Genomic DNA, 12,999 nt, shown 5'->3' with positions numbered 1-12,999 from the left:
TCGCTCATGCACTGTCTCATCGGATGCGCTGGAAAGCGAACATGCAGTGGGCGCGCCATCTGGCGCGCCGATCCGTTGCATCAACCACGATCAGACGCGATTGCCGGTGGCGTCGAAGAAATGCAGCCGCTCGACCGGCAGGCGCACGGCAAGCGTGCCGGAGGCGTTGAGGAACTTGCGGTCGTTGGTGAACGCCTTGAAGCCGGAGCGGCCGAAGGAGAGGTGCAGGATGATGCCGAAGCCGGTCGGCTCGACGAGGTCGACGCTGGCCCTAAGCGCATCCGGCCCTTCGACGCCGATTTCCACATGTTCCGGGCGGATGCCGAGTGTGGCCTTGGCTCCGTCCGCCAAGGCGGGATGCGGCTGTGCCGGGACGACAATGCCGCTTTCCGTTTCGAAACGTGGGGCGGTGCCGTTGCGGTAGGTACCCTCGAAGAAGTTCATGCCGGGCGAGCCGATGAAGCCGGCGACGAAGAGATTGGCCGGCCGGTCATAGAGGTCGAGCGGGCTACCGACCTGCTGCACGAAGCCGCCGTTCATGGCGACGATCCGGTCTGCGAGCGTCATTGCCTCGATCTGGTCGTGGGTGACGTAGATCGAGGTGGCGCCGAGATCCTTGTGCAGCTTCTTGATTTCGGCGCGCATCTGCTCACGCAGGCGCGCGTCGAGGTTGGAGAGCGGCTCGTCGAAGAGAAAGGCCTTCGGCTCGCGCACGATGGCGCGGCCCATGGCGACGCGCTGGCGCTGGCCGCCCGAGAGCGCGCGGGGCCGGCGTTCGAGCAGCGGATCGAGCCCGAGCTTGGCGGCTGCACCCGAGACGACGCTTGCGATCTTTTCCTTCGCGGTTTTCCGGAGCCTCAGGCTGTAGCTCATGTTCTTGGCGACGGACATATGCGGATAGAGCGCATAGGACTGGAACACCATGGCGATGTCGCGGTCCTTCGGGGCGAGCTCGTTGACACGTTTTCCGGCGATGCGGATTTCGCCCGAAGTCACGCTTTCGAGCCCGGCGATCATGCGCAGCAGCGTGGACTTGCCGCAGCCGGAGGGGCCGACGAGCACGACGAATTCGCCGTCGCCGATCTTCAGGTCGACATCATGCAGGACCGGGTGGATGCCGTAGGATTTCTGGATGTTGGCAATATCGATGGAAGCCATGGGGTAATCCTCAGCCTTTGACCGCGCCGGCCGTAAGGCCCTGGACGAGATAGCGTTGAATGAGCAGGAAGAAGAGGCAGGCGGGGATGAGCGCGAGCACGCCGGCGGCCATCATCTGCCCGAAGTCGACGGAGAACTTCGACACGAAGGACAACAGTCCAACCGGGAAGGTCGCCTGGTCGTTGCCGGAGATCAGCATCAGCGAGAACAGCAGTTCACTCCAGGCAGCGGTGAAGACGAAGCCGAGCGTCGCGGCGATACCGGGCAGCGTCAGCGGCAGGATGATCTGGCGGAAGGCGACGAACTGCGTCGCGCCGTCGATCATCGCCGCTTCCTCCAGGTCCTTCGGAATGCCGTCAAAGAACGACTGCATCAGGAAGGTGGCAAAGGGTACGTTGAAGGCGGTGTAGACGATGACGAGGCCGGTCAGGCTGTTGGTGAGGCCCATCGGCGAGAGGATCTTGAAGATCGGCGCCACCAGCATGACCAGCGGAAACATCTGCGTCAGAAGCATCAGTGCCACCAGCCAGTACTTGCCGCGGAAATTGAAGCGCGACAGGGCATAGCCGGACAGCGAGGCGAGGATGGTGACGATGACGGCGGTGGAGCCGGAGACGATCAGGCTGTTGCGGAAGAACACCGGAAAGGCACTGTGGCGCAACACGAAGTCGAAATGTTCGAGGCTGGCGCGCGACGGCCAGAGGCGGATGCCTTCAGAATAGAGCAGGTCGTTCGGGGTGACCGCAACCTTCAGCAGCCAATAGAGCGGGAAGAGCGCGAAGGCGATATAGGCAAGGATGGCCAGCCGGTGCGCGATCATGAGGAAAAGAGGTTTGGCGCGCATCGTTTCAATCCTTGCTCAGGAGCCATTGCCGCAGGATGACGATCAGCATCGAATAGGCGAGCAGCAGTGCCAGGAGCACCAGCGCGATCGCCGAGGCGTAACCGAAATCCAGCCGTTTGAAGGCCTGGGTGAAGATGTAGCTGGCGACGATCTGGGTGCGGTCGGCCGGTCCGCCATTGGTCATGACGATGATGAGATCGGCGAAGTTCGAGATCCAGACCGTGCGCAAGAGGATGGTGATGGCGATCGTCGGGGCGAGGAAGGGAAGCGTGATCGACAGGAAGCGCTGGACCGGGCCGGCGCCGTCGATACTTGCGGCTTCATAGAGGTCGCGCGGGATCGCCTGCAGCGCGGCCAGTAGCGTGATCGCGAAGAAGGGAATGCCCCACCAGACATTGGCGATGATCGGCCCCCACATGGCAAGCTGCGGGTCGGAAAGGATATTGTTCGGTTCGCTCATGATGCCGAGGCTGAAGAGCCAGTGCGGCAGGGGCCCGACGACCGGATTGAAGAGCCAGGCCCAATTGAGGCCGGCAAGGAAGCTCGGCACTGCCCAGGGAAGAAAGACAAGCGCCTGGGCCAGGCCGCGACCATAGAAGGGTTTGTCGAGCAGCAGCGCAAGAATGAGGCCGAAGACGAATTGCAGGAAGACGGAGGCGCCGGTCCACCACAGCGTGTTGCGCAGCGCCCGATAGAAAGCCTGGTCTTCGGAGAGTGCCCGGAAATGATCGAGGCCGATATAGGCGCCGGAGAACGGGTTTAGGAGCTGAATGTCACGGAAGGCGTAGGAGACGCCGAGAGCCAGCGGCACAAGCATGACCGTGACGATCAGGATCAGAGCCGGCGCGCTATAGAGATAGGGTGCGGCGCCATCGGCGATGCGCTTCATCAGCGGCGTCCTGCTTGCTGGCAGGCCGCTTTGGCGGGCGACATAGTCCATCGATCGAAATTTCCCCTGTGTGGCCGCCGGTTGTTCAGGCGTGCCTATTTTCGCGAATGGAAAGCCGGCGGCGGCGAGCCGCCGCCGGCCGAAGGCTTACTTCTTGCTGGCCAGGAACTTCTGCTGCGCCTTGGTCAGGTAGTCGGCCCACTGGTTGGCGAGTTGTTCCGGCGTGATGTCGCCGAGGAGCGCTTCCTGGGTCGTCTTGATGGCGAGCGAATCCTTGAAGAACGCGAATTCCTCGAGGTAGGTCGGCATGACCGTCAGCACGACGTCCTTGTCGGCGAGTTCGTCGAACCAGCCCTTGAACTGAGCGCTCGCGTAGAAGGGGTCCTTCTCGGCCGACTTGTGCACCGGCAGTGCGCCCGTACGCTTGTTCCACTCGATGTTGCCTTCCGGCCCTTCGAGGGTCTCGATCAGCTTCCAGGAGAGGTCCTTGTTCTGGCTTGCCGACAGCATCGACCAGCCGGCAAAGCCGATGGTGGTAAACGCCTTGCCGCTGGGGCCTTTCGGCATGGTGGTGACGCCGAAGTCTTCCGACTTCATGCGCTCGGCAATGGCGATCAGCGCGTCCGGATCCTGGTCGAGGAAGGCGCAGGTGCCGCTGTAGAAACCGGCGACGATTTCGTTGAAGCCCCAGTTGACGCTGTCCTTCGGTGCCAGGCCCTTCTTGTACAGGTCGATCACCCAGGTGAGGCCCTTGACCCAGCCTTCGCCGTTCATGGTCGAGGTGCCGTCCTCGTTGAAGAAGGTGTTGCTGCCGGCCATGGTGGCTCCGAACATCACCCAGCCGTTGAGGCCGCCCGGACCGCCGCGCAGGCAGTAGCCGGATTTGCCCGGAAGCTTGGAGACGGCTTCCGATGCCTTGACGAAATCGTCCATCGTCTTCGGCGGCTCGCTGACGCCGGCTTCCGATAGGAGTTTCTTGTTGTAGAACATGGCGCGCAGATAGAAGCCGTAGGGCAGCATGTAGGCGGTGTCGTTGACATCACGGCCGAGTTCGAGCGCGCGTTCGGTGAGGCCGGCCGTGTGTTCCCACTTGGTCAGGTAGGGTTCCAGGCTTTCGAGCATGCCGTTGTTGGCATAGAGCGACAGCCAGGTGTCGGGCATTTCCATCACGTCAGGCAGCTCGCCGGCGGAGACCATGGTCGCGAACTTCTGGAAGGCCTCGCCCCAGGGCAGCGAGATGATCTCGACCGTGGTGCCCGGGTTGGCCGCCTCGAACTTGGCGACGATCGACTTCAGTGTCTCGGTGCGCTCGGGGCTGGTGATGACCTCGACGAGCTTGAGCTTGGTGTCGGCGAGTGCGCTTCCGGCCATCAGGCTGGCGAGAAGCGTTGCAGTGATCAGTTTCTTCATTTTGTTCCCTCTTTTCTTCGTTGGTTTGGTTCAAAGTGGGGGAGAGCGGGATCTGCATCCCGCCCCTGTCAGTCAGTCGAAGCGACGGCGAGTGCCGCTTCGAGATCGCTCCAGAGGGCCTCCGTTCCCTCCAGGCCGACATGGAGCCGTACAGACCGCGGCGAGATGCCGAAGGCGGCCGCGGAATTGGGTTGGGCTTTTTGTGACAGCACGACTTCGCCCGGCACGATGAGGCTTTCATGTCCGCCCCAGGAAACGCCGAGCTTGAAGAGTTCGAGATGATCCGCGAAACGTCTGACATCGACGCCGTCGCGGAAGATGAAGGAAAACAGGCCCGAGGTGCCGGAAAGCCCTGGGGGCAGCGTGTTGCCGAGCCCGGGATGACAGACGGTCTCGACCAGCGGATGGGCCTGCAGCCGCCGCGCGACTTCAAGCGCCGAACGCTCGTGCGACTTCATCCGGATCGGCAGGGTGCGCAGGCCGCGGATCAAGAGCCAGGCGTCGAAGGGCGAAAGCTTGCCGCCGAGATAGGGGTAGGCTTCGGAGCGGATGCGGCCGATCAGTTCCTTCGACCCGGTGACGACGCCGGCGACGACGTCCGAGTGACCGCCGAGATACTTGGACGCCGAATGGATGACGAGATCGACGCCGAGCGAAATCGGCTGCTGGAAGATCGGGCTTGCCCAGCTGTTGTCGATCGCGGTGATGATGCCCTGGTCCTTGGCAAGCCGGGCAAGCGACGCGACGTCGTGGGTGTCCATCACCCAGCTCGTCGGGCTTTCCATGTAGAAGAGCTTGGCGCCGGGTAGGGCCTTGGCGACCGCTTCCTCGTCGCGGCCGTCGACATAGGTCACTTCGATCTTCATGCGCTTCAGATGCGTGCCGAACAGGCGGAAGGCATCAGGATAGACATGGTTGACGGCGACGATGCGGTCACCCGGCTCGACGAAGGAGAGCACGGTGGAGGAGATCGCCGACATGCCGCTTGCAAAACCGATTGCGTCCTCGCCGCCTTCGAGCTTGGCCAGCATCTCCTCGAACATGCGAACCGTCGGATTCAGGCCGCGGGTATAGATCGGCCGTACGCGCTCGCCCCGGTAGGAGGCGACCATGTCGTCATAGTCTTTGAAGGTAAAGAGCGAGGTCTGCACGATCGGCGGCACGACAGCATCGAAGGCGTTGCCTTCGTCATGCGCGACGATCAGCGAGGCGTGGTCGAACGGATCGAGGCCGTTGGTCATTTGGACATTTCCTTGATGTCTTCCTCGACGATCGCGAGGATTTTCAGCGTTTCTTCGCGCGCGGTGTCAGGATCCTGAGCCGCGATCGCGTTGAAGAGGGTGCGATGGAACGGGAAGGAGCGGCGGGCGAAGTCCGACCGGTCGAAGGGCTCTTCCCAGAAGCGCTCGAAGGCTTCGCGCATCTGTTCGAGAAGCTGGCGGAAGAGCGGGTTGTGGGTGGCGTCGTAGATCGCAAGATGGAAGGCGAGGTCTTCCGGGCCCGACGTGCCCTTGGCGATATGCACGCGCTCCATTTCGTTGAGCTTGATTTCGATGATCTTGAGGTCGTCTTCGGTCCGACGGCGGGCGGCGACCATGTTGGCCTCGACCTCGATGCCACGGCGAACCTCGAGCGTCATCAAGAGCACGTCACGCAGATGCGCAGCGTCGAGGGTGAGCGGCATATGGACGGTCGCACCCGAGATCGTGCGCAGCAGATAGGTGCCGCTGCCCTTGCGCGCTTCGACGACGCCGAGTGCCTGAAAATGGCGGATGACTTCGCGGATCGTGGAGCGGCCAACGGCCAGCGCCGTCATCAGCTCGCGCTCGGCTGGCAGGCGTTCGCCTGGCTTCAGGCCCGATTGTTCGATGTAGTCAGCCAACGCGGCAATCACCTGCTGGGCCCGGTCGGCCGGGGGCAGGGGCATCAGCGCCGCTCTTGCCGGTTCATTCATTCGGCTCCCTCCCCAGAGGCCAAATTGGTCTGACATCTCACCAATATGATCAAGGCAAGGGAGATCGTCAAGCAAGAACTGATAAACGTGGAGATGTTGACCGCGAGCGCTCCAGGCGTAGACAGGGAGGCAAGGAGTTTTGGTGATGATGAAATCGGAATGTCTGTTCGTGGTCGCAGCCGTGCTGGGCGCGTTCTTCGCAGTCACTATGGTCGTCGGCGATGCCGAGGCGCAGATGCGGACGCGGAAGGGGGAGTATTACGAAGGTGTCCAGCGCAAGCCCTACGGTCACTACTGGATCTGGCCACCAGTTGATTACCAGGAACCGGTCTACAAGAAGCAATCCGCCAAGAAGCGGGCCGAGAGCGAAATGCCGACGCCGCGCGGGCGGCCGGCTCAATAGATTTCCGTACTGTCAAGTGAACCGGCAAAGAGAAGCGGCGCCCGAAGGCGCCGCAACTTTGATCAGACCCGGGCGACGTGAACGTCGCGAGGCAGGGAGGAAAGAACCTCCGGCCCGTCCTCGCGCAGGATCACGATATCCTCAAGCCGGATGCCGAAGCGGCCGGGTAGGTAGATGCCGGGCTCGATCGAGAAGACCATGCCTTCTTCAAGAACGGTTTCCGAAGTCGCGGTGATGTAAGGCGGCTCGTGGCCGTCGATGCCCATGCCGTGGCCGGTGCGGTGCACGAAGTATTCGCCGTAGCCGGCATCGCTGATCACCTTGCGGGCGGCGGCGTCGACTTCCTTGGCGAGGACGCCCGGGCGTGCTGCCTTCATCGCCGCTTGTACGGCCTTTTCAACGATGGTGTGGATCTGCCCGTATCCCTCGGGCGCGCGGCCGACGATCGCCATGCGGGTGATGTCGCTCGGGAAACCCTGCTTGCGGCCGCCGATGTCGATGACCACGGCATCGCCTTCCTCGATCACCCGCTCGCTGGCCGAGTGATGCGGGAAAGCGCCATTGCCGCCGGCGCCGACGATCCAGAAGGCCGGTGCCGCGCCTTCCGAGGCGAAGTGTCCGCGGATTTCGGCAGCCAGCTCCTTCTCGGTCATGCCCGGGCGGATCTTGGAAAACGCCGCCTGCATGGCGCGATCGGCGATGCCGGCATTCATCTTCAGCAGGGCGTATTCACTTTTATCCTTGCGCATGCGCAGGCTGCCGAGCGTTGCCGGCGTGAATTCGCGGGCGGTATCCGCAGGCAGCGCATCGATGAGCAGTAGCGCGAAATCGGCGCGCATGGTTTCGTCGAGCACGACCCGGCCGGGCTTTTCGGCGCCGACATCGGCGAGCGCGGCGGAAAGGGCAGCGGCCGGGCCAAGGTCATCTGCCCAGTTGTGGAAGGCGATGTCGGTGTGCTCACGCGTGCCCTCGGCGTTGAGCGCCGGCATCAGGAAGGCTTCCTTTTCCGGACCGATCAAAAGCAGGCAGGGCCGCTCGTCCGGATGCGGATGGTAGCCGATCAGCCAATCCATATGCGATCCCGGCGCGAGCGCGATCAGGCCGACATTGCCTTCGGCCATCTTGCGGCGGAGCGCGGCAAAACGGGTCTTGGTGAGTTCGTTCATGGGGGGTCCAATTCTGGTTTGAGGAAATGAGATGCGCACGCCGTTGACGCAACAGTGCGCTCATCGACGGACGAAACAGAGGCGCTGGACGTTTCAGCGCGAAGGGGCGGTTACGGGGAATGCCTGGGATCGGTGCAGGTGCTGCCCCGGGATGTGGCTCTTTGGCTCTTCAAGCGGACTCCTCCCCCTCGAATGCACGAGCATAGTCCGGAAGGCTGCGCGCTTCCCGTCACTATGCGTTTGTATTTGCACGACTTTGGTGTCGGACTCTGGCGTTGTCAATATGGAATTTTAGTCACACTAAAATTTGTGCCTATGCGGCATGATGTGGGTGGCTCAGGCGGCCAATCGTAGCAGCCGCGCCACCGCCTGCTGGTCGAAGCCGCCGATGCCTTCCCGGATGTCGGCGGCGATCGCATCGGCGGCGGCCTGCTCATCGCGCCGTCTCAGTGCCTCGATCGCCTCGCGGTGGCGATCCACCACATAGAGCTCGGTGACATGTTCCATGGCGATGCCGAGAATAGGCCCGAGTTGCAACCAGACGCTCTCGATCAGCGGCATGGCGACCGGATCGGGGTTGGCCGTATAGATCATGCGGTGGAACGCCTGGTTGGCGATCAACGCCGCCACCTTGTCACCTCCACGGATCTCCGTCTCGATGCTGTCATCGATCGCCGTGATCTTTTCAATCTGGCGCTCGGAAAGATGGGCGACGGCGCGGCGCGCGGCATGGCTTTCGAGTGCGATGCGCAGCGAGATCAGTTCCTCGAAACGGGCAGGCGTGATGTGCGGCACGACGATGCGGCGGTTTTCCAGAAATTGCAGCGCGCCGATGGAGGTCAGTTGGCGCAGGGCCTCGCGCACCGGTGTCGGGCTGCTTTCGAGCGCTTCGGCCAGGCCGCGGATAGTGACCGAGGTGCCGGGGCGGAACGCGCCGACCATGATCGCCTGTCGCAGACGGTGGAATGCATAGTCATGGGTGGTCATGCCGTCGGGTCGCGCAAGTGGCGGCAAAACAAGGGGTTTCAAGAGCGCCTGTCCTTCTGCCCGTTGCGATGATCCTGGGTCTGTTCGGCCCTGGTCATTGCGATCCTTACTTATCGTTACGAGTGCGATGCGGGCGGAGACCCGCATTCACTTTCCTGCATGCCGCTCTACGTCAAACGCCTGATAGCATCGCTCATGCTTGACTCCAATTCCTGAATTATGTCAACAATCTGAAAATGTGATCACAAAAAGAGATTTGCGATATGTCGCTCGACGCGGAAGATCCCAGCGCATTCAAGGCATGGCTCGAGCAGAACGGGCCGATCGAAAGCATTCAGGCCGTGGTCTGCGACCTCAATGGCATCATGCGGGGGAAACGCGTGCCGGTGGAACAGGCCGCAAAGGTGCTCGGCGGTGGCATCCGCATGCCGTTGTCCATCGTCGGCGTCGACGTGTGGGGCGAGGATATCATCAACAGCGAGCAGGTATTTGCGAGCGGCGACCGTGACGGCATCTGCGGCGTCACCGGCCGCGGCGCATTGCCGGTCAACTGGACCTCGCGGCCGAGCGCGCTGGTGCCGCTCTGGCTGCAGCTCGAAGACGGTAAGCCGTTCCTCGCCGATCCGCGCCAGGCGCTGGCAGCCATCGTGCGTGAGTACAAGGAGCTCGGCCTTCGCCCCGTCGTCGCGACGGAGCTGGAGTTCTACCTGATCGATCCGGAGCCTGACAGCGCGGTGCCGCCGATCTCACCCTATACCGGCAAGCGGCTCGATTCCGATGCGATCCTGTCCATCGACGAGCTCGACGATTTCGGTGAGTTCTTCTCCGACGTCTACAAGGAATGCGCCCGGCAGAACGTGCCGGCGGATGCGGCAATTGCCGAAAACGGCATCGGCCAGTTCGAGATAAACCTCTTGCACACCGACGATCCGCTGAAAGCGGCCGATGACGCGATCTTCTTCAAGCGCATCGTCAAGGGCGTGGCGCGCAAGCATGGCCTTGCCGCGACCTTCATGGCGAAGCCCTATGGCACCCGCTCTGGCAATGGCCTGCACATCCATTTCAGCCTGCTCGACGAAGAGGGCAACAACGTCTTCAACGATGGCAGTGACGAAGGATCGCCTATCCTGAAGAACGCTGTCGCCGGACTGCTCCGCGGCATGGCCGAGACGACGCTGCTCTTTGCCCCGCATTTCAATTCCTACCGGCGGCTGCGTCCCGATACGCACGCGCCGACCGCCGTCTGCTGGGGTTATGAGAACCGCACCTCGGCAATCCGTATCCCCGGCGGCAACCCCAATGCGCGCCGCATCGAGCATCGTGTCGCAGGCGCAGATGCCAATCCCTATCTCGTCGTCGCCGCGATCCTTGGCGCAGCACTCGTCGGCATCCGCAACAAGTGGAAGCCGCCGGCGCCGGTTTCTGGGCGGGCCTATGCAGCGGAGAAATTGCCCAAAATTCCCTCGGATTGGGGGCAAGCGGTCGATACCTTCGAGGCCGGACCGATTGCCGCCGAGATTTTCGATCCCGTACTGCGCTCGATGCTGATCGCCTGCAAACGCCAGGAAATCGCAGGCTTTGCCGAGCAGGTCACGGACTACGAATTCAGCGCCTATCTGGAAATCGTCTGATGCTTACGAAACAGAAATCCTATGCCGGCGACGGCAGCTACCCGACCAGCTACTATGCCGCGTCCCGCAACATCGTCCGCACGCCGGTCCGGCTTCAGGGCCGGGTCGAGACCGATATCTGCGTCGTCGGTGCCGGCTATTCCGGCCTGTCGACGGCGATCCACCTTGCGGAAAAAGGCTACAAGGTCGTCGTCATCGAAGGGGCTCAGGTCGGCTGGGGCGCTTCGGGCCGCAATGGCGGCCAGGTCGTCAACGGCCTCAACGCCAGTCTCGCGACGATCCAGCGCCGCTACGGCGAGGACGCGGCGCGTTTCGTCGGCGGGCTGGTGCAGGAAGGCGGCAAGATCATTCGTCGCCTCGTCAGCCAGTACCAGATCGAGTGCGACCTGAAGCCGGGCAATATCTACGCCGCCTATACCCCGGCGCATATGAAGGAGCTCGAAGCCAAGCAGGCGCTCTGGCGCAAATATGGCATGGACGATCACCAGCTTCTCGACCGCGACGCGCTCGGCAAGCTCGTCAAGTCGGACGCCTATTGCGGTGGCATGCTCGATACGACCGGCGGCCACATGCATCCGCTCAATCTGGTGCTGGGCGAGGCGCGCGCTTTCGAAAGCATCGGCGGCACGATCTACGAACAGTCGCCGGTGACACGGGTCGACCACGAAGCGGCGCGGCCGACGGTCTACACCGAAGGTGGCGAAGTCTCGGCGCGCATCGTCGTGCTCTGCGGCAATGCCTATCTCGGCGACGCGGTGCCGAAGCTCGTTTCGCGCGTCATGCCGGTCTCGACTCAGATGATCACCACGGCGCCGCTTGGCGAAGAACTTGCCCAATCGCTGATCCCCAGCGACATGTGCGTTGAGGACGTGCGCTACATCCTCGATTATTTCCGCCTGTCCGCCGACAAGCGCATGATCTTCGGCGGCGGCACCGTTTATGGCGGTACCGACCCGGCCGATGTGGTCGCCAAGCTCAAGCCCAATCTCGAAAAGGTGTTCCCAGAACTCAAGGGCGTGAAGATAGACTATGCCTGGAGCGGCAATTTTGCGCTCTCCTTCACCCGCGTGCCGCAGATGGGCCGCATCGGCTCCAATACCTATTTTGCCCACGGCTACAGCGGCCACGGCGTCACCGGCTCGCATCTCTTCGGCCGCACGCTCGCCGAGGCGATCGATGGTGACACCACGCGTTACGACGTCTTCGAGAAACTGCCCTGGTATCCGTTCCCGGGCGGGCGCATGTTCCGTGCGCAATATTCGACGATCGGCTCCTGGTGGTACCAGTTCAAGGATGCCGTCGGGCTATAGGCGGTCGGCCACTATCGTCTGCCGCAAGGACCGTGTCGCGCGTGGGCAGAGCGTCGTTTTCGCGCCTGACGCGATACCGTCCAGTTGCCTGATGCGCTAGTATCGGCCCATCAACATCGGCGCGCCCGCCGAAGGGCGCAGCCTGCATGCATTTGCTTGCATCTGAGGGCCGCCTGCGCGGTTCCCTTCGCATACGGATACCAAGGAAGGCCTGCGTTTTCTGGGCGGGCAGGGCAGAGGGGGAGCCGACCGTTCCCCATCGATCTTGGAGGTCTGAGATGTTCGTGCGTTTTGGCTATGAAATCGGCATTCGTTGTCCGCAGCCGACTCCGATGATGACCTACCTTTCCGTCGTGCCGGAGCGACGGGGTGCGCTTTGTCGCGAGCATGGCCCGCTGTCCATGCCGCTGGTGAGGATGGAACAGATCACCGATCCGCACGGCAACACCTGCCTGCGGATGACGGCGCCGGAAGGCGACTTCAAGCTCTCCTACGATGCCGTTATCGAGGACGACGGCAAGCTCGATGCCTCCGATCCCCTGGCGGGAGCGGTCCCTGTCGAAAATCTGCCGGCAGCGTGGCTACCCTACCTTGCCGCCAGCCGTTACTGCGAAACGGACCGGCTGGGCGCGCTCGCCTGGCGGCTCTTCGGCGATGTGCCGGCCGGATGGGATCGCGTTCAGGCAATCTCGGACTATGTGCACGAGCGACTGGTCTTCAGCTATGGCTATGCCCAGGCGATGCGCACGGCGCTCGAGGCTCATGAGGATCGCGTCGGCGTCAGCCGCGACTATGCCCATCTCGCCATAACCTTCTGCCGCTGCATGAACATGCCGGCGCGCTATGTGAACGGCTACATGGCCGACGTTCCGAAAAGCGAAAATCCGGCGCCGATGGATTTCAACGCCTGGTTCGAAGTCTTCCTCGGCGACCGGTGGCACACCTTCGACGCCAAGAACAACCAACGGCGGGCTGGCCGCATCGCCGTTGCCCGGGGTCGCGATGCGGCAGACATTCCGCTGATTCAGACGTTCGGCAAGCATGAGCTGACCGCGTTTACGGTCTGGACCTGCGTCGAAGCGGACAGCGCGTTGACGCGCTCGCACCGCGCATCCGACGTTTCGCTGCTGACGCCGTGGTTCAGCGAGAGCTGGTCGAAGCATCTGAAGGAGCGCAACCGCAACCGGCATTGATGGCGTCCGCCCGCTGAACTGATTTTTTTACGATCTGTGCAATTTGCGGAAAAT

At 62.7% G+C, this 12,999-nt stretch carries 12 protein-coding genes; 4 read left to right on the top strand and 8 right to left on the bottom strand.

The genetic code is table 11. The features are described from left to right. Positions 1-90: 90 nt before the first annotated feature. The 6 genes from LAC81_RS14290 to LAC81_RS14265 form a co-directional block, all read right to left on the bottom strand. Positions 91-1,158 carry an ABC transporter ATP-binding protein gene (locus tag LAC81_RS14290; RefSeq protein ID WP_223725332.1) on the bottom strand — a complete coding sequence of 356 codons (1,068 nt, stop codon included), beginning with the start codon at positions 1,156-1,158 and terminating at the stop codon, positions 91-93. Positions 1,159-1,168: 10 nt separating this feature from the next. Then, positions 1,169-2,002: a carbohydrate ABC transporter permease gene (locus LAC81_RS14285; RefSeq protein WP_223725331.1), complete on the bottom strand. Its 834-nt coding sequence runs from the start codon at positions 2,000-2,002 to the stop codon at positions 1,169-1,171. A 4-nt stretch (positions 2,003-2,006) separates the two neighbouring features. Continuing rightward, the gene (locus LAC81_RS14280) at positions 2,007-2,942 is read right to left on the bottom strand and encodes a carbohydrate ABC transporter permease (RefSeq protein ID WP_223725330.1); all 936 of its coding nucleotides are present in this window, start codon (positions 2,940-2,942) and stop codon (positions 2,007-2,009) included. A gap of 96 nt (positions 2,943-3,038) precedes the next feature. Beyond that, positions 3,039-4,301: an ABC transporter substrate-binding protein gene (locus LAC81_RS14275; RefSeq protein WP_223725329.1), complete on the bottom strand. Its 1,263-nt coding sequence runs from the start codon at positions 4,299-4,301 to the stop codon at positions 3,039-3,041. Positions 4,302-4,369: 68 nt separating this feature from the next. Beyond that, positions 4,370-5,542, bottom strand: coding sequence for a PLP-dependent transferase (locus LAC81_RS14270; protein ID WP_223725328.1), 1,173 nt, complete (start codon positions 5,540-5,542; stop codon positions 4,370-4,372). After that, a complete protein-coding gene (locus LAC81_RS14265; protein ID WP_113539189.1) occupies positions 5,539-6,255 on the bottom strand; it encodes a FadR/GntR family transcriptional regulator in 717 nt (238 codons plus the stop codon). The genes LAC81_RS14270 and LAC81_RS14265 overlap by 4 nt, the downstream gene beginning before the upstream one ends. A gap of 145 nt (positions 6,256-6,400) precedes the next feature. Here LAC81_RS14265 and LAC81_RS14260 point away from each other — a divergent pair, with 145 nt between their 5' ends. Further along, entirely contained in the window at positions 6,401-6,658 is a 258-nt protein-coding gene (locus tag LAC81_RS14260; RefSeq protein ID WP_223725327.1) for a hypothetical protein, read from the top strand. Between the two features lie 62 nt (positions 6,659-6,720). Here LAC81_RS14260 and LAC81_RS14255 read toward each other — a convergent pair whose 3' ends face one another. Together LAC81_RS14255 and LAC81_RS14250 are read right to left on the bottom strand one after the other, a co-directional pair. Beyond that, the gene (locus tag LAC81_RS14255; RefSeq protein ID WP_223725326.1) at positions 6,721-7,824 is read right to left on the bottom strand and encodes a M24 family metallopeptidase; all 1,104 of its coding nucleotides are present in this window, start codon (positions 7,822-7,824) and stop codon (positions 6,721-6,723) included. Positions 7,825-8,160: 336 nt separating this feature from the next. Then, positions 8,161-8,853: a GntR family transcriptional regulator gene (locus LAC81_RS14250; protein ID WP_223725325.1), complete on the bottom strand. Its 693-nt coding sequence runs from the start codon at positions 8,851-8,853 to the stop codon at positions 8,161-8,163. A gap of 221 nt (positions 8,854-9,074) precedes the next feature. Here LAC81_RS14250 and LAC81_RS14245 point away from each other — a divergent pair, with 221 nt between their 5' ends. The 3 genes from LAC81_RS14245 to LAC81_RS14235 all read left to right on the top strand — a co-directional run bounded on the left by LAC81_RS14245 (position 9,075) and on the right by LAC81_RS14235 (position 12,945). After that, positions 9,075-10,442 carry a glutamine synthetase family protein gene (locus LAC81_RS14245; RefSeq protein ID WP_223725324.1) on the top strand — a complete coding sequence of 456 codons (1,368 nt, stop codon included), beginning with the start codon at positions 9,075-9,077 and terminating at the stop codon, positions 10,440-10,442. After that, the gene (locus LAC81_RS14240; protein WP_223727827.1) at positions 10,439-11,752 is read left to right on the top strand and encodes an NAD(P)/FAD-dependent oxidoreductase; all 1,314 of its coding nucleotides are present in this window, start codon (positions 10,439-10,441) and stop codon (positions 11,750-11,752) included. The genes LAC81_RS14245 and LAC81_RS14240 overlap by 4 nt, the downstream gene beginning before the upstream one ends. A gap of 278 nt (positions 11,753-12,030) precedes the next feature. Then, positions 12,031-12,945: a transglutaminase-like domain-containing protein gene (locus LAC81_RS14235; RefSeq protein WP_223725323.1), complete on the top strand. Its 915-nt coding sequence runs from the start codon at positions 12,031-12,033 to the stop codon at positions 12,943-12,945. Positions 12,946-12,999 lie beyond the last annotated feature (54 nt).

This window comes from Ensifer adhaerens (genome assembly GCF_020035535.1).
GTDB lineage: Bacteria > Pseudomonadota > Alphaproteobacteria > Rhizobiales > Rhizobiaceae > Ensifer.
This window is presented reverse-complemented; position numbering and strand designations above follow the sequence as displayed.